Here is a 20692-nt window from a genome sequence, read left to right as displayed (position 1 = left end):
TATCTTAATATATTATGTTTAATTGTATTATTTTTTATAAAAATATGCAAGAAAAAAGAACGGATGACCGTTCTATCATCTTCTATACTATTTACTTCTGTGAAAAAGGGGATATAGTGCTTTATACACACCATAGCTTAGAATAGAAATACCGCTGGCTTTTAGAAGATTAAAAGGCACTATAGAATAAAGAACCAAAGTCTTTAAATCATTGATGCCTGCATTAATTTTGGTTCCCATAGAAACGATTACATCCACGCTCATTCCAAAGATCATCGCATAAAAAGGTATCATAACAAAATAATTTATCAGTCCTCCAATTGCTGCCATTGTAATGGTACCTGCAAAACATCCTATGATAAAACCTTTTAAATTTGATTTATATTTATATACAAGCCCAAGGGGCAGAACATAGGCTGCTCCTACAATAAAATTGGCTAAAGGCCCTACAAAACCTGTATCGCTTCCTGATACCATATAAAGAAATGCTTTGGTCAACTGAACAATGACTCCTGCCGCCGGCCCTATGGATAACGCACCTATAACAGATGGGATATCACTGACATCCATTTTTAAAAAAGGTGGAAAACCAGGTATAGGGAAGTCAAGTCTCATAAGGATAAATGCCAGTGCGGATAACAATCCCATCTTTACTAAATTACTTGTTTCAAACACTCTTTTCTTTTGATCTGCTACTCTTTGAATACTTTCCATTTCCATTCCTCCTTAAATTTTATGGGCTGCAATAAAAAAAGCAGCCAGAGGATTCTTCGGACTGCTTGGAAATGCGTAATAACGCCATTCTTCTCCCATCCAGACTGTACTGTCGGTTTTGGAATTTCACCAAATCAATGCGTACATAACGCACTCGCGGACTATCACCGCCGGTCGGGAATTTCACCCTGCCCTGAAGAATCTTCTTATTAAATTTGAACTCATTATACTATATGATTCTATATGTGTCAACTTTCATACATGATAAAATTTTAATCTTCTAGTTCATATTTGTAGGTCTCTGTACTTTGCGTTTCTTCCATGCCGCAACTTAAATAAAACTTTTTAACATTTTCCGATGAGCTTTTTAGCGTAATGCTAATCTTTCTCGTATCAGGCAAAGACCAATAGTAATTTAATACCGTCATATAAAGTACTTTACCCATTCCTCGTCTTCCATACTTATCAATAACGCCCAAGGTATCAATACGACGGTTCATTTTACCATCTTCTTCTATACTTTCCACGCCGCAAAATCCAATTAATTTTTCTTTTCCAGTGCTTCTACTCACCCTGTACATCAGAAAAATCTCATGACTATGATTCGGATCGGATAAAATTGCAAGTTGCTTTTCTCCATCTTTGGGATTGCCAAAAATTTCTTCATAGGTTTCCAAGAACTGGGCTTTATCCTTTATTGCTTTTGATCTTCTGATTTCAATACCTTCAGGACAGTTTACTTCCTGAAAAATCGGCTCATTCATTTCCATTCTGAAGAAGCTTCTTTTATACTCGAATCCATGCTTAATCAAAAAATCTATTCCTTCTTCATTATCGGTCTCAATTTGAGCGTAGATGGATCGAATACCTACTTCTTTCGCTTTACGGATTAAAGCTTCCATTAGCGCACTGCCCACACCTTGACTTCGATAAAGCGGATTTACAAGGATCCCATACAAATCTGCATTGGGATTGCCTTCTTTTCGGACTAAATCTAAGCCTCCAAAACCTATGATCTGGTTGTCTTCTTCAGCAACCATCAGGATAAGCTCTTTCCCCTCCCAATCTTTTTTCATTTCCTCTACCGTCTTATAAACCGGATAGAAAAAATATGTCTCCTTATTTACCTGCGCATTTAATACTAATTGGCCGACCTCGTGATAGTCATCATTAAACGACCTAACTTCCATTTTATTTCTCCTTCCTTAGATCCCTTTCATCGTTAATGCTATTCTTTTCTTATTTATGTCAACACTTAATACAGATACCTTAATAATATCTCCCACACTGACTACTTCCAAAGGATGCTTGATAAACTTCTCTGTCATTTCTGAGATATGAACAAGTCCGTCCTGATGAACGCCTATATCTACAAAGGCTCCAAAATCTGTAATGTTGCGTACAGTTCCCATTAAAACCATGCCCGGCTTTAAATCATTAAGCTCAAGAACATCGCTTCTAAGGATTGGCTTTGGCATATCTTCTCTTGGATCTCTCCCTGGCTTTTCCAACTCTTTAATGATGTCTTCAAGGGTAGGCACGCCTACTTCCAATTCCCCGGCTAATATATTTATATCCTCGATCTGAGCTCTGATATTCTTTATTTTTAATTCCAAAATATCATTTTCTGTGTATCCCAGATATCTTAGCAAGTCTTTTGCAACTTTATAAGATTCCGGATGAACCCCTGTTCTGTCCAATACATTGTCTGATTCGGGAATTCGTAAAAATCCGGCACACTGCTCAAATACTTTAGGTCCTAACTGCTTTACTTTTAAGAGCTGTTGCCTTGCTGTAAATTTACCATTGGTTTCTCTATATTCTACAATATTCTTTGCTACGGTATTTTTTATTCCTGCTACATATTGAAGCAAGGATACTGAAGCTGTATTTAAATCTACCCCAACTCGGTTTACGCAATCTTCTACAACCCCACCAAGGACTTCTTCCAATCTTTTTTGGTTCATATCATGCTGATATTGGCCCACTCCAATAGACTTTGGATCAATCTTAACCAGTTCTGCTAAAGGATCCTGAAGTCTTCTGGCAATGGATGCCGCACTTCTTAAGCCCACATCAAACTCAGGAAATTCTTCCGAACCTAAAGGAGAAGCAGAATATACAGAGGCCCCTGCCTCATTAACGATAATATAATGCACCTCCTGATCCAACTCTTTAATCAGTTCCGAAACAAACATTTCGGATTCCCTGGAGGCGGTTCCGTTTCCAATGGCAATAATATCCACATTATACTTTTTGATCAGCTCTTTTAATATTTTCTTTGCCTCTTCTACTTTATTTTGCGGAGGAGTCGGATAGACTACCGTCGTATCCAGTACTTTCCCTGTTTCATCTACAACGGCAATTTTACATCCTGTGCGGAATGCAGGGTCCCATCCCATAACTACTTTATTCTTAATAGGGGGCTGCATCAAAAGCTGAGAAAGATTACTTTTAAAAACAGCTAAGGCACCTGTTTCAGCTTTTTCTGTTAATTCATTTCTGATCTCTCGTTCTATAGCAGGAGCAATCAATCTTTTATAGCTATCTTCAATCACAGTTTTTATGAGATCCAAAAATGGACTTTTATCATTCTTAATCACTTGCTTTTCTAAGTAAGCTCCTATCCGCTCAACAGGTGCTTCTATTTTGACAGATAGGATTTTTTCTTTTTCTCCCCTGTTGATGGCTAATATTCTATGGCCGGGAATGCTTTTTATTGCTTCACTATAATCATAATACATTTCATATACAGACTCTAATTCTTCGTCTTTTGCTTTAGTAACCAATAACCCTTTACTAAAGGTTTCCTGGCGAATATATTTGCGATAACTGGCATCATCAGAAATCCATTCTGCCAAAATATCCATTGCCCCCTGCAGGGCATCTTCTATGGTATATACTTCTTTTTCAGGATTAATATAGTCTCTAGCAATTTCCTCCGGGCTAAAATTGGAATCTTGATCCCATAAAATTTGTGCAAAGGGTTCTAAACCTTTTTCCTTTGCAATGGTCGCCCTCGTCCTTCTCTTAGGTCTAAAAGGTCTATATATATCTTCTAATTCCGTTAAAGTTTCAGCTTTTTCAATCTGCTTAACCAGTTCTTCCGTTAATTTTCCCTGTTCTTCAATGCTTCTTACAACCTGCTCCTTTTTATCGGCCAGATTTCGAAGATAAGTTAACCTTTCATAAAAATTACGGAGCGTTACATCATTTAAAGAGCCTGTGGCTTCTTTTCGATATCTCGCAATAAATGGAATTGTATTTCCTTCATCAATGAGTTTAACCGTATTTTCAACTTGAAAAGGTTTTAACTCAAATTCTTCCTGCAATTTTTTTAGAATGTCCATGTTTCTCACCATTTCGATTTTGTATTTTACTTTATTATTATTATAAACGATTTACTTAGTCTGAACAATATTTACAAAGAATTATCATTACTTTTTTCCATATATTGTAACACTCGTTTGTACTATACATATTATAATATTGAATCCAGTATTTGATCCCTTCAAACAGCGGCTAGGTTACACTTATGAAATAAGAAAGTTTGAGTCCTGACAAATAAAATCAACTTTCTTATTTCATAAAATAAGCGGTCAATGGCCGCTGGATATAAAAACGGCTCCATGGACGCTTATTGCGTTCATGGAGCCGCTGTGTGTTATAGCCTATCTTTCAATTGCCAGTCTGAATTGCTCGTGGATTGCATTCATCGCATCTTCTGTATATTTTTCATCAATCAGTACAGAAATTTTTACTTCAGATGTAGAAATCATATGGATATTAATTCCTGCATTATACATCGCTTCAAACATCATTGCTGCTACTCCAGGATTGGTTGCCATTCCAGCTCCAACAATGGATACTTTTGCTATTTTATCACTGTATACCACATCTTTTGCCGTTAATCTTTCTTGGTTTTCTTTAATAAGTTTGAGGGCATCATGTAAATCGTCTCTGGCTACTGTAAAGGAGATGTCTTTCGTTCCGTCTCGACCAATAGATTGCAGAATAATATCCACACTGATTTTATGTTTTGCTAATAATGAGAATAATTCAAAGGCCTTCCCTGGAGTATCTTCAACGCCAATTACCGAGATTCTGGCTACATTCTTATCGCCTGCTACACCGCTTACTAACATTTTTTCCATATTACAAACCTCCTTAACAACTGTACCTTCTGCATTGTTTAAACTGGACCTTACAACGAGTTCTACATTATATTTTTTAGCAATTTCAACAGAACGGTTGTGAAGAACCTTTGCTCCTAAAGAAGCCAGTTCCAGCATTTCATCATATGAAATTTCTTTTAATTTTCTTGCGTCCTTAACAACTCTCGGGTCAGCAGTATATACGCCGTCAACATCTGTATAAATTTCACATTTATCAGCTTTCAATGCAGCAGCTAAAGCAACCGCAGTGGTATCCGATCCACTTCTTCCAAGGGTAGTAATATCGTCAAATTTATTAATGCCTTGAAAACCTGTAACCAATACAATATTTTTTCTGTCTAATTCCGCCTCTATCCTCTCTGTGTGAATTTTCTTTAATCTTGCGTTGCTATGGGTAGTATTTGTATACATACCTACCTGAAAAGCATTTAAAGAAACAGCAGGATATCCCAATTTCTGAATTGCCATTGCCATAAGTGCAACAGATATTTGCTCACCCGTAGATATAAGCATATCCATTTCTCTTCTGGAAGGATGCAAATCAATCTCATGGGCTTTCGCAATCAGTTCATCAGTGGTATCCCCTTGAGCTGACAAAACAACGACAACATCATTTCCTTGCTTGTAGGTTTCAATAATTCGTTTTGCAACATTAAATACTCTTTCTACATTGGCTACGGAGCTTCCTCCAAATTTTTGTACAATTAACAAGTTCGTCCCTCCTCATTTTTTAAAGAAATATTCAATTAATTCATGCCCAATAGGAAAGCAATTCTTGCTGCTCGTTGCGAATATTTCATCATATTTTTGTTCCAGATTGAGTACTTCTTTATTTTTACGGTATATTAAATACGGTACGGGGTCATCTGTATGAGTTCTAAGCCTAAGGGGTGTAGGATGATCCGGCAAAATCATGATAGAATAGTCTTCTCCCAGTAAATTGAGCTCTTCTACAATTACTTTTACAACCTTTTCATCCAAAAGTTCTATAGATTTCACTTTATTCTCTAATTCGTTCCTATGTCCACATTCATCCGGTGCTTCTACATGAACGTACACAAAATCCTGACCATTCTTTAGTTCATTGATCGCTGCCATAGCTTTCCCTTCAAAATTTGTATGAATATTTCCGGTAGCTCCTTCTACATCTACAGATTTTAGCCCTGCACATATTCCAATACCTTTAATTAAATCCACAGCAGAAATTACAGAGCCTTTTAGACCGTATTTTTCCTCAAAAAGAGGGAGCCTGGGTCTTCTTCCTTCTCCCCAAATCCAAATAGAGTTCGCAGGTCTTAAACCCTTTTTAACTCTTTGAATATTGATAGGATGAACACTTAAAAAATCATAGCTCTCTTTCATCATATTTAAAATAGTGCCACTTTGTGAACCCTTAGGAAGATAATCCTTAATACTCTTTCCCAGTATATCATGGGGAGGTGTTAAATCAAAATCGTCCGGGCCTTCATGCCACACCATTAAATGCCTGTAGCTTATTCCTGGATGAAATTCTATAGCTTTTGATCTAAAGTGCTCATTTACAGCTTTTATTAATTCCCTGGCTTCTTCCGTTGAAATTTCATCAGCACTATGGTCCAGAATAACCTTGTCTTTATATTCTCCTTCATCAGAGAGCGTTACCAGGTTACATCGAAAGGTTATATCGCTGTCTAAAAGTTCCACACCCATACTTACCGCTTCTAACGGAGATCTACCTGTATAATAAAGGCTGGGATCATATCCTAATACAGCCAGATTCGCAGTATCGCTTCCGGGAGCCATTCCCTTCGGAATTGTGTGAACTCTCCCAATTTCGCCCAACTTAGCCAAAGCATCCATCGTAGGTTTATTGGCATATTGCAGGGGAGTCTGGTTATTGAGTTCCTTGATTGGTTCGTCTGCCATGCCATCCCCAAGAATTATAACATATTTCATCATATCGCCCCTATTTTTATCTTTCGATTCTGATTAAGCTGCCCACTTCTGTTATATCATCCTTTTCTTTCAGTGTAAATATTTTTTCTTGAAGCGTACCTTCACTTTCTTCTGGTGTAATAAATGCAAATTCCTGGTCTTTTTTATCCAATTGGATGATGTCTATTGGACCAAATAAGTTTTCTACTTCTTTTCTTGCTTTTTCAAAATTTTCATAGTGGATCTTTACAAAATATTGAGTAGTTACATCTTTTAAATCCATTAAGCTCATTTTTTCGGTGCTCCAGAAGGACACAATATTACGATTTAAATGTTTGACTGCATCTACAATATCCGCTACAACAGCGCTGGCCGTAGGAAGTTTCCCTGCGCCTTTTCCATAAAACATAACATCTCCGATTACATTTCCTTTGATAAATATCGCATTAAACACTCCATTTACGGTTGCAAGCGGATGCTCTTTATCAATCATGACCGGTGAAACCCTGGCAAATATACGATGATCAATCTTTTTACTTGTAGCGAGAAGTTTAATAGAACATCCGAGTTTTTCTGCATACTCCATATCTTTCTTTGTGATTTTTGTAATACCTTCCGTATATATGTCCTCATAATCTACTTGCATGCCAAAAGCCAGAGAAGATAAAATAGCAATTTTTCTGCAAGCATCATATCCTTCTACATCTGCTCTCGGATCTCTTTCTGCATATCCTTTATCCTGGGCTTCTTTTAATACATCTTCAAAACTTCTGCCTTCATCAGCCATTTTAGAAAGAATATAATTGGTTGTTCCATTCAAAATACCTGTAATTTCATAAATTTCATCGGCTGTCAGGGATTGATTTAAAGGTCGGATAATAGGAATTCCTCCGCCTACACTGGCTTCAAACAGGAAGTTGATATTTTTTTCCTTGGCAATTTGTAAAAGTTCTGCCCCATGCTTCGCTACTAATTCTTTATTGGAAGTTACAACACTTTTTCCGCTAAGTAACGCTCTTTTTACATAGGTATAAGCAGGTTCAACGCCACCCATAACTTCCACTATAATTTTAACTTCATCATCATTTAAGATGTCTTCTACGTTATCTGTTAAAATTTCTTCTACAGGATCTCCAGGAAATTTTCTTAAATCCAGCACATGTTTAATGTTGATATGTTTTCCTGCTCTTTTATCAATACTACTCTGATTCGTTTTAATAACTTCCACAACACCGGATCCTACCGTTCCGTAACCCAGTATGGCAATATTGATCATACTCTTCACTCCCTAGCTATTATTTTAACATTTAAAACCCCTTCAATGGATTCTAGTTGATCCATAAGCTCTTTAATATCATCCTTCATAGGATTGGTTTCCATTGTAATCGTTACATTGGCAATTTTATTCACTGGTATCGTTTGATGAATGGTTAATATATTTGCACCGACAGATGCAATAACGTTCAATACATGAGATAATAACCCCGCCTGATCTTCCAGCTGAATAGAAATCGTAATCGTTCTTCCTCTGGAATTCTCAAAAAAGGGAAATACAGAATCTTTATATTTATAAAAAGAACTCCTGCTGATTCCCACGAGTTCTACAGCTTCCTGCACCGTTTGTACTTTTTCTGATTCCAGGAGTCTCTTAGCTTCCACGACTTTAATAAATACTTCAGGAAGTACATCCTGTTTTACTATATAATATCCAGATTTCTCTTTCATAAATATCTCCTTGTATTTGTATAATAGACATTTGTTCTTGTAACAAGGAATATATCATACTTTCAGAAAAAGTGCAAGCAAATTGCTATAAAAAATGGATATAAAAAAATACGGGATTTTCCCGTATTTTTTGTAAAATTTTGCTTAAGCATTGTTTTCTTCTATTACTTGACTAATTTCTCTCTTTTCTTCATCTTCTAATATTAAGTCAACATCTAATAAAATAATCATTCTTTCTCCTACTTTACCCACACCAATAATATAACGTCTGTCAATACCTGAAATAAGTTTGGGTGCCGGCTTTATATCGCTTTCTTCTATGTGTCTGATTTCAGATACTGCATCTACAATAAAACCAACCATCATGTCATTAGAATTGACGATGATCATTTTGGTATCATCATCTATGGGTTTTTCAGGCATTTTAAATTTCTTTCTTAAGTTGTAAATAGGATGCACTTCTCCTCTTAGATTAATGATCCCTTCAATGTACTCCGGCGTGTTGGGTACTTTTGTAATCTGCTGATACTTTTCAATGCCATACACTTTCATAATGTCCAAGCCATATTCTTCTCCACCTAATTTAAAAATTACTTCTTGTTTGGTTGCCATTGCTTTTCCTCCCCCCAAATATTAATGGATCCATTTTAAATATGCATTGATAAACCGATCTATCTCACCATCCATCACTGCAGAAACATTTCCTGTTTCCTCATTGGTGCGATGATCTTTTACCATATTATACGGATGAAAAACATAGGATCTGATCTGGCTTCCCCAGCCGATTTCTTTCACTTCGCCTCTAATACCTTGAAGCTTTTCCATCTGTTCTTCCATCTTTTTTTCATACAATTTTGCTTTTAACATTTTTAGGGCCATTTCTTTATTCTTATGTTGCGAACGTTCATTTTGGCATTGAACTACAATATTCGTAGGTATATGGGTAATTCTTACAGCAGAGTCAGTAGTATTTACATGCTGTCCACCTGCTCCAGTAGACCTGTAGGTATCAATTCTAAGGTCTTCAGGATTGACTTCTATATCCACATCATCATCCAGCTCAGGAATAACATCGCAGGAAGCAAAAGAAGTATGTCTTCTTCCCGAAGCATCAAAAGGAGAAATTCTAACCAGGCGATGAACACCTTTTTCAGACTTTAGGTACCCATAGGCATTTTCTCCGCTGATTTTGATGGTCACGGATTTGATCCCGGCTTCATCTCCAGCTAAATAATCCAAAGTCTCTACCTTGTATTCTTTATCCTCTGCCCATCTTACGTACATTCTAAGGAGCATGGATACCCAGTCACAGGCTTCTGTTCCTCCCGCTCCTGAATGGAGGGTAAGGATCGCATTATTCTTATCATACTCGCCATCAAGCAAAGTAGCAATCCTCATGTATTCATAGTGGCTGATAAATTCTTTAGTCCCCTGTTTAGCTTCAGGAATCAGGCTTTCTTCCTGTTCTTCCAATCCCATTTCAACCAGAGTTACTATATCTTCGTATTCCTGGTATAATTCATTATATTTTTGAATTTTGATTTTTAATGATTTTATTTCTTGTAATACTTTTTGAGCTTCCTCCATATCACTCCAAAAATTCGGATCTGCGGAACGCTCTTCTAAAGTTTTTAGCTTCTCTTTGGCACCGGCAATGTCAAAGTGAAGCCCCCATTTCCTCTAATTTTTCCTCATAGGGTTGAAGTTCTAATTTTAATTGTTCCAGCTCTAACAACTTGATCAACTCCTTATTTCACTGTACTATGCATTTCTACCGCAACAGTGTTTGTACTTTTTACCGCTTCCACAAGGACAAGGATCGTTTCTTCCAACTTTTTCTTCCTTCCTCTTATAAGGGGTTTTTACACTGGACTCTTCTCCTCTGTTTGTGGAAGTTGGTTCTGCAACTCTTTCTCTTTCAGGTTTATAAGCAATTTTTACATGATACAGAGCACGAACAGTATCTTCCTGAATATTTGCACTCATTTCTTCGAACATATCGTATCCGGCAAACTGATATTCCACCAGAGGATCTCTTTGGCCATATGCACGAAGTCCGATTCCCTGGCGCATCTGATCCATATTGTCAATGTGATCCATCCATTTTTGGTCAATTACCCGAAGAAGAATAACCCGTTCTATTTCACGCATCTGTTCTTCTCCGATTTCTTGTTCCTTCTGTTCATATAATTTAAGGGCCTTGTCTATAATCTTTTCCTTTAGAGCTTCCTTAGTAATATCTTCTCTTTCTTCTTTGGTTATTTCTATGCCCTGTATAGGCATGATTTTAGTGAGATGTTCTCTTAATCCAACTATATCCCAGTCATCTGCATGAGGACTTTCTCCTGTGTACATATCTACAGAAGATTCAATGATTTCCTTAACCATTTTTATAATGTTATCTCTTAAGTTATCTCCTTCCAATACCTTGCGGCGTTCACTGTATATGATTTCTCTTTGATCATTCATAACTCTGTCATATTCCAGCAAATGCTTACGGATGGAGAAGTTATTGCCTTCTACTTTCTTTTGAGCACTTTCTATGGCTTTTGTAAGCATCTTATGCTCGATAGGTTCATCCTCAGGCATTCCCATGGTCTCAACAAGTTTTGAAATCCTGTCAGAGCCAAATAATCTCATCAAATCGTCTTCCAAAGAAATATAGAATCGAGATTCTCCCGGGTCTCCCTGACGGCCTGAACGACCTCTTAACTGATTATCGATACGTCTTGATTCATGCCTTTCCGTACCTATAATCTTTAAACCACCTAATTCTTTTACGCCTTCACCCAGTTTAATGTCCGTACCACGACCTGCCATGTTGGTTGCAATGGTAACGGCACCTTTTTGTCCGGCTAATGCTACAATTTCAGCTTCTTTTTCATGATATTTTGCGTTTAATACCTGATGCTTTATGCCTCTTTTCTTTAACATTTGGCTAAGCATTTCTGAGGTGTCAATGGTAATGGTACCTACCAGTACCGGCTGTCCTTTTTTATAAGATTCTTCTATTTCATTGACAACGGCATTAAATTTAGCTTTTTGAGTTTTGTATACCACATCCGGATGGTCAATACGAATCACCGGCTTATTGGTAGGAATAACGATTACGTCCATACCATATATTTCACGGAATTCGTTTTCTTCTGTTAAAGCAGTACCAGTCATTCCACATTTTTTATGATATTTATTGAAAAAGTTCTGGAAAGTAATGGTCGCCAAGGTTTTACTTTCTCTTTGCACTTGTACATTTTCCTTAGCTTCAATGGCTTGATGCAATCCGTCTGAATATCTTCTTCCGGGCATCATTCTCCCTGTGAATTCATCAACGATAACGATTTCGCCATCTTTAATTACATAATCCTTATCTAGATGCATAATATGATGCGCTTTAAGGGCGATATTAATATGGTGCTGAATTTCCATATTTTCAGGGTCTGCCAGATTAGCCAGTCCAAAATACTGCTCTGCCTTCTTTACCCCTTCTTCTGTTAATGTAACGGTCTTAGCCTTCTCATCAACAACAAAGTCCCCTTCTTCCTGTATTTCCTGGCGCATTAAATTGTTTAATGCAGATTCGTCTGTAAGCACTCTTCCCTTTTGGAGACGACGTACAAAGACATCTGCTGCTTTATACAAATGGGTAGATTTAGAACTGCTTCCTGATATGATGAGAGGCGTTCTTGCTTCATCAATCAATACAGAGTCCACTTCGTCGATGATTGCATAATGAAGGTCTCTCTGTACCATTTCTTCTTTATAAAGTACCATATTGTCTCTTAAATAATCAAAGCCCAATTCATTATTCGTTGCATAGGTAATATCACAATTATAGGCCCTTCTTCTTTCTTCGGCATCCATATCGTGTAAAATTACACCTACGGATAAACCTAAGAATTCATGGACTTTTCCCATCCATTCAGCGTCACGTTTTGCCAGATAATCGTTAACAGTTACAACATGAACGCCTTTACCTTCCAAAGCATTTAAATAGGCAGGAAGGGTAGCAACCAAAGTTTTTCCTTCCCCTGTCTTCATTTCTGCTATTCTTCCCTGGTGAAGAATAATTCCACCAATTAATTGCACTCTAAAATGGCGCATACCAAGAACTCTGTATGCGGCTTCTCTTACAACTGCATAGGCTTCAGGGAGAATATCATCCAATGTTTGTCCTTCTTCCAGTCTTTTCTTAAATTCATCTGTTTTAGCTCTTAATTCTGCATCGGACAAACTTTCCATTTGGGGTCCCAAGGCTTCAATCTCATTAACCAATCCTTCTATTCTTTTTAATTCCCGTTCGCTATGCGTTCCAAAGATCTTTTCCAATAAACCTTTCACTAGTTCACCTTCTTTATGATTACTCTATTAGTCGTACTTTTCCCAAATTAGTATATCAAACATTATCCTCATTTACAATACTGCAATATTTACATGAAAGCAAATGACTCTATAAGGAAAACCCTCACGAAATACGTGAGGGCATTTATTAAAATTCCGGTTCAATTAATCCGTAAGTACCATTTTTACGTTTATAAACAACATTCACTTCTTCAGTTTCTGCATTTCGGAAAACGAAAAAGCTATGTCCCAATAAATCCATCTGCATTGCCGCTTCTTCTACACTCATAGGTTTAATTGCAAAGCGTTTGGTTTTTTCTATTACGATGGATTCTTCATCATTGGCCTGATCGATGTCCTTAATAAACTCTTCTTTAAAAGGACTATTGTTTCTGTGTCTATCTCTTAATCTGCCTTTGAATTTCAGAAGTTGTCTTTCTAATACATCTACAACTTCATCAATGGCAGCATACATATCTTTTTCATCTACTTCAGCTCTTAAAATCGTTCCCTGGAAAGGAATCGTAACTTCTATGATATGTCTTAATTTTTCAACGCTTAATGTCACTTGCGCTTCTGTTTCAGCAACGAAAAACTTTTCTAATTTGCTTAATTTATCCATTATTTTTTCCTGGAGTGCATTGGTAATTTCAATATTTGTTCCGCTGATGATATAACGCATAGGGATCAACTCCTTCTGATTTACTTTCCCAAAAAGGTTTTATCTTTTTGTATACTTATATATTCTACAAATTGCCCCAAAATCCTTTTTGATAAATAAATTTCTTAATAAAAATATTGTATTCATTAAGCCATCCATAATACAATGTAAAATTATCCAAATTATAGCACTTTACTCAAGAAGATCTTGGTTCTTTCTTCCTGTGGATTGGCAAATACCTCTTTGGGATCTCCTTGCTCAATGATTCTTCCTTCATCCATGAATAAAAGTCTCGTGCCTACTTCTTTTGCAAAGCCCATTTCATGAGTTACGATCACCATAGTCATGCCTTCATTAGCCAATTCTTTAATAACTTCCAACACTTCTTTAACCATCTCCGGATCCAATGCCGATGTAGGTTCGTCAAAGAGCATCACATCAGGACTCATGGCCAGGGATCTTGCAATAGCTATTCTTTGCTTTTGTCCTCCGGATAATTTATTGGGATACTCCATAGCCTTATCTTTAAGCCCTACTTTATCCAGCAGATTATACGCAATACTTTCTGCCTGCTCTTTGGTATATCCTTTTAATTTGATGGGAGCCAAAGTTAAATTCTCCATAACATTCATATGGGGAAATAAATTAAAATGCTGAAAAACCATGCCAACTTTCTGACGGATGAGATTGATATTGGTCTTCGGGGATGTAATATCTACACCTTCAAATAATATCTGCCCTTTTGTAGGCTGCTCCATCAAATTAATACATCTTAGGAATGTAGATTTCCCTGAACCACTGGGTCCTATGACAACAACTACTTCTCCCTTTTCAATATGTTCATTTATTCCTTTTAATACTTCTAATTTCCCAAAACTTTTATATAAATCAATAATCTCAATCACTGCGTCTCATCCTCCTTTCTACTATGCGCATAAGTTTAGTAAATATACCTGTTAAAGCAAGGTATATAAGTGCAACAGCCATCAATGGTTCAAATCCTCTGTAAGTCTGACTGGTAATGACATTGGCAGAACGAAGCAAGTCCATTCCTCCAATAAAACCTACAATAGAAGTTTCTTTTAATAAAATGATAAATTCACTTACTAAGGTTGGCAGTATATTTTTGATTGCCTGAGGAATAATAATGTAATACATTGACATTCCATAGCCCATACCAAGAGATCGTGCTGCTTCCATTTGGCCTTTATCAAGCCCCATAATTCCTGCCCTTATTATTTCAGCAACATATGCACCGCTGTTGATTCCGAACGCCAAACCTGCTACAAGTAATTTAGGCGCAGAAACTTTTCCGAAAATAACTGTGTGCATAATCATAAGCTGCACAACTGCAGGAGTTCCTCTGATTATATCAATATAAAGCATTGCAATAAAAGAAATAGGATTGAAATCTGCCCATTTCTCAAATTTGGTTCCCTTTAAAAATTTGAAGGGCTTAATTTCAGAAATGCGAAATAATGCAACGATAATTCCAATCAATATACCAATCACCGCTGCAAATGCAGTTACCAGCAAGGAAAATCTTAAACCTTCTAAAATATACTTATACCTGTCGTTTCCCAAAAAAATCTCAGCTATTGACATCTTTTCACCTCTCTCATCTCTCTTTATTCCATTAATCATACATCATGATCTTCATATGGGCCATCAGTCTTTATTTTATCACAGAAAAAGGTTAGCAGCATAGACTGCTAACCTTTTTTATCAATAATATTTTACCATTATTTTATTCAGCTGTAAAATATTTTTGAACTAATCTATCATATTCACTGGTTTTCAGTTCTTCAAGCACAGCATTAATTGCATTTACAAGCTCTGTATTTCCTTTTTTCACAGCAATTGCATATTCTTCTTTAGTTAACTCTACATCAAGAATTTTAATTTGATTATTTTGAGATGCAAAATTTTTAGCTGGCTCAGAATCCAGTATTACTGCATCTACTTTGCCATTTTGCAAATCCATAATGGCAGCGAATCCGGCATTGAATTGAACTACTTCTGCACCTTCGATATTTTGTGCTTCCATATCTCCTGTAGTTCCTAACTGAACACCAATTTTCTTATTCTTTAAATCTTCAGGCCCTTTGATGGTTTCGTTATCTGCAGTAACAATAATAACCTGGCTTGCTTCATAATAACCATTGGAGAAATCAACATTTTTCTTTCTTTCTTCCGTTACACTCATTCCCGCAGCGATAAAATCAATCTTTCCAGCTTCAAGCGCAGGAATTAATCCGTCGAAAAGCATATCTTCTATCTTTAATTCAGCGTCTAATTTTTCTGCCACTTTTTTTGCAATTTCAACGTCAAATCCTACTACTTTATCCCCTTCTCGATATTCGAAAGGAGGAAATTCTGCATTGGTTCCCATAACGATTACTTTTTTCTCTCCAGCGTTTGCCTGATCTTGTGCTGGATCCTGACTTTGCCCCTGTTGAATATTTTGATCATTTGACTGTGTATCACTCTGTGATTGGCCACATCCGACTAACCCAACAAACATCATTATTGATATCATTAAACACACTAATTTCTTCATGAATGCTCTCCCCTTTATGTTTTTGTATAATTATACATCTGACTGAATAAATAGTCAACTGATTCTTTTAATTTTTATATAAAAAATCCGTGTATAGAATTTTCACACGGATTTTGAAAATTAATATTTATTAAATTTTAATGATTATATCGTCATTTAAAATATATTCTTGATCATAAACATGAATCTTAAGTTCTTTTCCTTCAAGAAGGGTATAATGACTTTGCTCTTGATTTACATGTATTTTTATCATTCTGCCTTGATAGCAAATCTTAAACTCATAGCTTTTCCACTGTTCAGGTATTACCGGATTAAAGAAAATACCACTTTCTTTTATTCTAAGTCCTGCAAAACCGTAAACCATGCCCATATATGTGCCGCCCATATTCGCTGTATGAATGCCGTCTTTGGTATTATGATGAATATTGTCCAGATCCAGTCGTGTGGTCTGCATAAAATAATCGTAGGCTTTCCTGATCTCTCCTAATTTAGCGGCAACAATACTAAAAATACAAGTGGATAATGAAGAATCATGGGTTGTAATCTTTTCATAGTATTCATAAGATTTTTTAATTGTACTTAATTTTTGCTCATCTTCCAGCAGGAAATGGGCCAATACCGTATCCGCCTGCTTACATACCTGATACCTGTAAATATAGAGGGGATGATAATGCAACAATAAAGGATATTGATCTTTGGGAGTGTTTTCAAAATCCCATATGGCTTTGGATAAAAATGAATCGTCCTGAGGATTAATATCTAATTTTTCATCATAAGGCAGATACATTTTTTCAGCGGCTTGCTGCCATTCATTCACTTCTTCTTCTGTGATCCCAAGCTTTTGGGCCAAATGCTCAATTCGATTATTTTCTTTAAGGAGTTCGTAAAATTTAACCGCCCATTTTAAATTGTATTTGGCCATACAATTTGTATAGTAATTATTATTGACTATACAAGTATATTCATCCGGCCCTGTAACAGCATCTATCCTAAAGGAATCTTCTACGTAATGTCCTGTGTCCATCCACAATCTTGCCGTTTCAAACAGTACTTCAGCCCCTTTGCTTTCCACAAAGTCAAGGTCCCCAGTTACAAAATAATATTGTACAAACATGTATGCTATATCTGCATTGATATGGTATTGCGCTGTACCGGAAGGAAAATAGGCAGAACATTCACTGCCCGATATAGTTCTCCAGGGATACAAAGCCCCTTTCTTATGTCCCAAAATCCTGGCATTTTCCCTTGCCGCCTCCAGTTTCTCATATCGATAGTTTAATAAGTTTTCAGCCAAAGCTTTGTCTGTTAGCAAAAAAAATGGCAACATGTAAATTTCCGTATCCCAAAAATAGTGTCCTTCATAACCTTCTCCAGATAAGCCTTTTGCCGCAATATTACTATATTGATCTTTCCCAACTGACTGCAGCAATTCAAAAAGGCTGAAGTGAATACCCTGCTGCAGCCTGTCATCCCCATTTACAACCACATCTGCTTTATCCCAGAACGCACTTAAATAAACTTTCTGTAATTGATATAACTGCTCAATAGGAGTTTCTAGAACTTCTTCCATTTTATCGATGGCTGCCTGGTGACAGTCTGAAAATCTCACAGAATCAGTAAAAATGCAATATTTAACCAGTCTTTGAGCCTGGCCTGCCTTAATATAAAGCCTGATTTTAGTTGTAGAGGACTTATCATCCTGAATTCTTTCCAGTTCATGTTGCGAAGAAACTACGTGCTTAACGGCACTGGTTACCCTAATATGCGACTTATTGGTTATTGAAGTGATTATACCAATATCTTTTTGTATATCTATCGTTTCTACTGTAAGATGCTTCTCCAATTCTCCTGCTACTCTCGGATCTGTAGGATCAAAGTAATTGAATACATCTCCTTTTTGAGTCGAAACGAATACAATTTCCCCCTCATAATTAATCGATCGAACCGTATAATCTATAACAAACAATTCAGGTTTTATAAAACTGGCCATTCTTTGAATATTGATCTCAATAATATGACCCTTGGGAGATTCCCACAGAATCTGACGTTTATAAATACCTTCCCTCATATCTAAAATTCTTTTAAAATTCAGTACCTTTCCATCAAATAAAGAAAACTTTTCCCCCGCAATATACAATTTTATACCTTGCACATCTGTGATATTAATAATTTTTTGCTTGCTGTCTATAAATCCATGGAGTTTTTCACCATGCTTTACTTCAGATATATCATAAACACCATTAATGTATGCACCTCGGATGGTATTATAGTGATTGGGGTATCCCTCTTCAAAATTTCCTCTGACTCCTATATAACCATTGGCAACATGAAATAGTGTTTCGTCTACTAAAAGTTGTGAAGCATCTAAAGAATCGCTTGTAATCTGCCACTTTAAATTTTCTGTCATGTAAAATTCACTACTCCTTTACAGCTCCCGAAATTAAACCGGATACAATTTGCTTTTGGAATAAAAGCACAATAATGAGGGTAGGGATCGTTACAACAATAGTTGCTGCTGATACTTGCCCCCATAATATTTGAAACTGACTTCTTAAGAATGAAACCGCTACTGGAACAGTATGATAATTCTTATCCGTATTAAGTGTTACTGTTAAAAGGTACTCATTCCATGCAGCAATGAAAGTAATAATCCCTGTTGTAAATACCCCAGGTGCCGCCAGCGGGAAAATAACTTTTGTCAAGGTTTCAAAAGGGGTTGCACCGTCAATCTTAGCAGATTCTTCAATCGCTAAAGGGATTTGATTAAAGTGGGTTACCATAATCCAGACTGCAGAAGGCAATGTAATGGTGGAATATGGCAATACAACAAAATAGCTGTTGGTCAGATGAAGCTGTGTAAATAAATTGTATATAGGGCCTACCACAATCATCTGTGGGAACATGGAGATTGCAAGAATAAGTCCTAAGAGAAAACTTTTTCCCTTAAAGTTAAATCTGGAAATAGCATATGCCGCCAGGACTGCTATACATACAACATATAATGTTGTAACGGACGCTACAACAAAACTGTTCCATATAGAGTGAAGGATTCCCTTTTCAAAAATAACAGTTATATAATGATCCAATACCAATTGTCCTGCATAAATAGCATAGGCTCCGTCCCCAAAGATCTGGCTGGTAGGCTTAACAGAAGTAATCAATATCCAAAAGAATGGAAACACAATAATACACATAAAAAATGCAATGATTGCTGTAATGGAAATTCTCCAGATTCTTTCCGTTCTTTGCGCCTTTGCATTCATAGTTTCTGCTTTATTGATCATTTGTGCTTTATTAGCCGTTAAAATTTTACTCATGATCCCACCCCCTATTTGCTAGACATAATATCTGCGCCTAGTACCTTAACGAACAGTATTGCTATTGCTGCAACACAGAAGAACATCATTAAAACAATTACAGAACCGTATCCAAAATTCGTTTGTCCGAACATTACTTTATACGCATAAATGGATAATGTCTCAGTAGAGCCTCCCGGTCCTCCACCAGTTAAAACAGCAATTAAGTCATATACCCTAAAGGCATCCAAAGTTCTAAACAGAAGCGCTACCAATATGGATGGCTTAAGCAAGGGCAATGTGATGGATGTAAAGGTTCTTATCCTGCCTGCTCCATCAATCTGAGAGCTCTCATACAATCCCTTATCAATGGTTTGAAGTCCTCCCAAAAGCAGTAATGCCATATAGGGCGTTGTTTTCCATACGTCTGAGGCAATGGCTGATGCCATCGCTCCGACACCAGTTAAGAGAAGATGTTCCGGGCTCTCCACTAAACCTATTACAGATGCCAGTTTGGCAATTATTCCGCTTCCCCCGTCATACATATAACTCCACATAAGCGCTGATACTGCCGTAGGTATTGCCCAGGGAATCAATGAGATCGTTCTTACTAATCCTATTCCTTTCATTGCTTTGTTCATAATCATAGCAAGGGCGAGGCCCAATACAAATTCAATAAATACCGATACAACTGTGAAAAACAATGTATTTTTGAGTGCTATCCAGAATCTGAGATCTGTTAAGATCTGACGATAAGACTGAAGGCCGATAAAATTGGAACCTATAAATGATTTATCCAATTCAGCAATGATCATTTGCAAGTTCTCGCCATTGACTAAGTTTGCAGTTTTATTGGCTTCATAAAGATTTACTGTATCCTCTTTAACATTGGCTATATAATCCTGCACTGTTTTTGCTTCATTGCCGGATAATTCTATAACCCCTTTTTGATTTTTGTATTTTGCAATCATCTCTTCAGTATAAGCAATAATTCTTTCAAATTCCTGTTGTTGTACACTGTCCTGAACCAAAGCCTTATCCTTATTTAAATAAAACCGTACATACTTAGCATTTTCATTGAATAAATCCGTATTAAAGCGCTCACCCAAGAACATCTGCGACTTTTGCTGGTCATTTAAACGATAATCAAATACTGTATATTTTAGCGTATCCAGTATGGGCCAGATTGAAAACACAGAGATAATGACCAGAATAGGAAGAATAAATAGAAATTCTCTGAAAGAGAGTGTCTTTTGCACTTGCTTTCCCCCCCAACACCAAATTAACTTTTTACAAAGATGGGAATAGT

17 protein-coding genes and 1 riboswitch are annotated in these 20692 nt (G+C 36.6%); all 17 genes read right to left on the bottom strand.

The features are described 5' to 3' along the window. Positions 1 to 87: 87 nt before the first annotated feature. Positions 88 to 714, bottom strand: a complete 627-nt coding sequence (locus JOD07_RS11185; protein ID WP_158741185.1) for an ECF transporter S component — start codon at positions 712 to 714, stop codon at positions 88 to 90. Between the two features lie 83 nt (positions 715 to 797). Further along, positions 798 to 919: riboswitch (FMN riboswitch) on the bottom strand. A 67-nt stretch (positions 920 to 986) separates the two neighbouring features. Next, positions 987 to 1904: a GNAT family N-acetyltransferase gene (locus JOD07_RS11180; RefSeq protein WP_204614020.1), complete on the bottom strand. Its 918-nt coding sequence runs from the start codon at positions 1902 to 1904 to the stop codon at positions 987 to 989. A gap of 15 nt (positions 1905 to 1919) precedes the next feature. After that, positions 1920 to 4064, bottom strand: a complete 2145-nt coding sequence (locus JOD07_RS11175; RefSeq protein ID WP_158741187.1) for a Tex family protein — start codon at positions 4062 to 4064, stop codon at positions 1920 to 1922. A 321-nt stretch (positions 4065 to 4385) separates the two neighbouring features. Beyond that, the gene (locus JOD07_RS11170) at positions 4386 to 5600 is read right to left on the bottom strand and encodes an aspartate kinase (RefSeq protein ID WP_204614014.1); all 1215 of its coding nucleotides are present in this window, start codon (positions 5598 to 5600) and stop codon (positions 4386 to 4388) included. 12 nt (positions 5601 to 5612) lie between these two features. Next, positions 5613 to 6824: a cofactor-independent phosphoglycerate mutase gene (locus tag JOD07_RS11165; protein WP_158741189.1), complete on the bottom strand. Its 1212-nt coding sequence runs from the start codon at positions 6822 to 6824 to the stop codon at positions 5613 to 5615. Between the two features lie 16 nt (positions 6825 to 6840). Continuing rightward, positions 6841 to 8079, bottom strand: coding sequence for a homoserine dehydrogenase (locus JOD07_RS11160; protein WP_158741190.1), 1239 nt, complete (start codon positions 8077 to 8079; stop codon positions 6841 to 6843). Positions 8080 to 8084: 5 nt separating this feature from the next. Further along, the gene (locus tag JOD07_RS11155; protein WP_204614012.1) at positions 8085 to 8528 is read right to left on the bottom strand and encodes an ACT domain-containing protein; all 444 of its coding nucleotides are present in this window, start codon (positions 8526 to 8528) and stop codon (positions 8085 to 8087) included. A gap of 144 nt (positions 8529 to 8672) precedes the next feature. Then, positions 8673 to 9140 carry a chemotaxis protein CheW gene (locus JOD07_RS11150; RefSeq protein ID WP_158741192.1) on the bottom strand — a complete coding sequence of 156 codons (468 nt, stop codon included), beginning with the start codon at positions 9138 to 9140 and terminating at the stop codon, positions 8673 to 8675. Positions 9141 to 9161: 21 nt separating this feature from the next. Continuing rightward, a protein-coding gene (gene prfB, locus JOD07_RS11145; RefSeq protein WP_204614011.1) for a peptide chain release factor 2 occupies positions 9162 to 10263 on the bottom strand; the annotation gives its coding sequence in 2 pieces (ribosomal slippage) (positions 9162 to 10187 and positions 10189 to 10263; 1101 coding nt in all). 26 nt (positions 10264 to 10289) lie between these two features. Next, positions 10290 to 12866: a preprotein translocase subunit SecA gene (gene secA, locus JOD07_RS11140; RefSeq protein ID WP_158741194.1), complete on the bottom strand. Its 2577-nt coding sequence runs from the start codon at positions 12864 to 12866 to the stop codon at positions 10290 to 10292. Between the two features lie 148 nt (positions 12867 to 13014). After that, positions 13015 to 13548: a ribosome hibernation-promoting factor, HPF/YfiA family gene (hpf, locus tag JOD07_RS11135; RefSeq protein WP_158741195.1), complete on the bottom strand. Its 534-nt coding sequence runs from the start codon at positions 13546 to 13548 to the stop codon at positions 13015 to 13017. A 161-nt stretch (positions 13549 to 13709) separates the two neighbouring features. Beyond that, positions 13710 to 14432 (bottom strand): amino acid ABC transporter ATP-binding protein, encoded by a 723-nt coding sequence (locus JOD07_RS11130; protein WP_158741196.1) that lies wholly within the window; start codon positions 14430 to 14432, stop codon positions 13710 to 13712. Then, positions 14425 to 15132 carry an amino acid ABC transporter permease gene (locus tag JOD07_RS11125; protein ID WP_180322465.1) on the bottom strand — a complete coding sequence of 236 codons (708 nt, stop codon included), beginning with the start codon at positions 15130 to 15132 and terminating at the stop codon, positions 14425 to 14427. Before JOD07_RS11125 ends, JOD07_RS11130 begins: the two co-directional genes overlap by 8 nt. Before the next feature lie 142 nt (positions 15133 to 15274). Further along, positions 15275 to 16087 (bottom strand): basic amino acid ABC transporter substrate-binding protein, encoded by an 813-nt coding sequence (locus JOD07_RS11120; protein ID WP_158741198.1) that lies wholly within the window; start codon positions 16085 to 16087, stop codon positions 15275 to 15277. 130 nt (positions 16088 to 16217) lie between these two features. Then, positions 16218 to 18494 carry a glycoside hydrolase family 65 protein gene (locus tag JOD07_RS11115; RefSeq protein ID WP_158741199.1) on the bottom strand — a complete coding sequence of 759 codons (2277 nt, stop codon included), beginning with the start codon at positions 18492 to 18494 and terminating at the stop codon, positions 16218 to 16220. Between the two features lie 10 nt (positions 18495 to 18504). After that, positions 18505 to 19404 carry a carbohydrate ABC transporter permease gene (locus JOD07_RS11110; RefSeq protein ID WP_243429311.1) on the bottom strand — a complete coding sequence of 300 codons (900 nt, stop codon included), beginning with the start codon at positions 19402 to 19404 and terminating at the stop codon, positions 18505 to 18507. A gap of 11 nt (positions 19405 to 19415) precedes the next feature. Beyond that, complete coding sequence (locus tag JOD07_RS11105; RefSeq protein ID WP_158741200.1) at positions 19416 to 20642, bottom strand: carbohydrate ABC transporter permease; 1227 nt, start codon at positions 20640 to 20642, stop codon at positions 19416 to 19418. Positions 20643 to 20692 lie beyond the last annotated feature (50 nt).

The organism is Defluviitalea raffinosedens, from assembly GCF_016908775.1.
Taxonomy (GTDB): domain Bacteria; phylum Bacillota; class Clostridia; order Lachnospirales; family Defluviitaleaceae; genus Defluviitalea; species Defluviitalea raffinosedens.
This window is presented reverse-complemented; position numbering and strand designations above follow the sequence as displayed.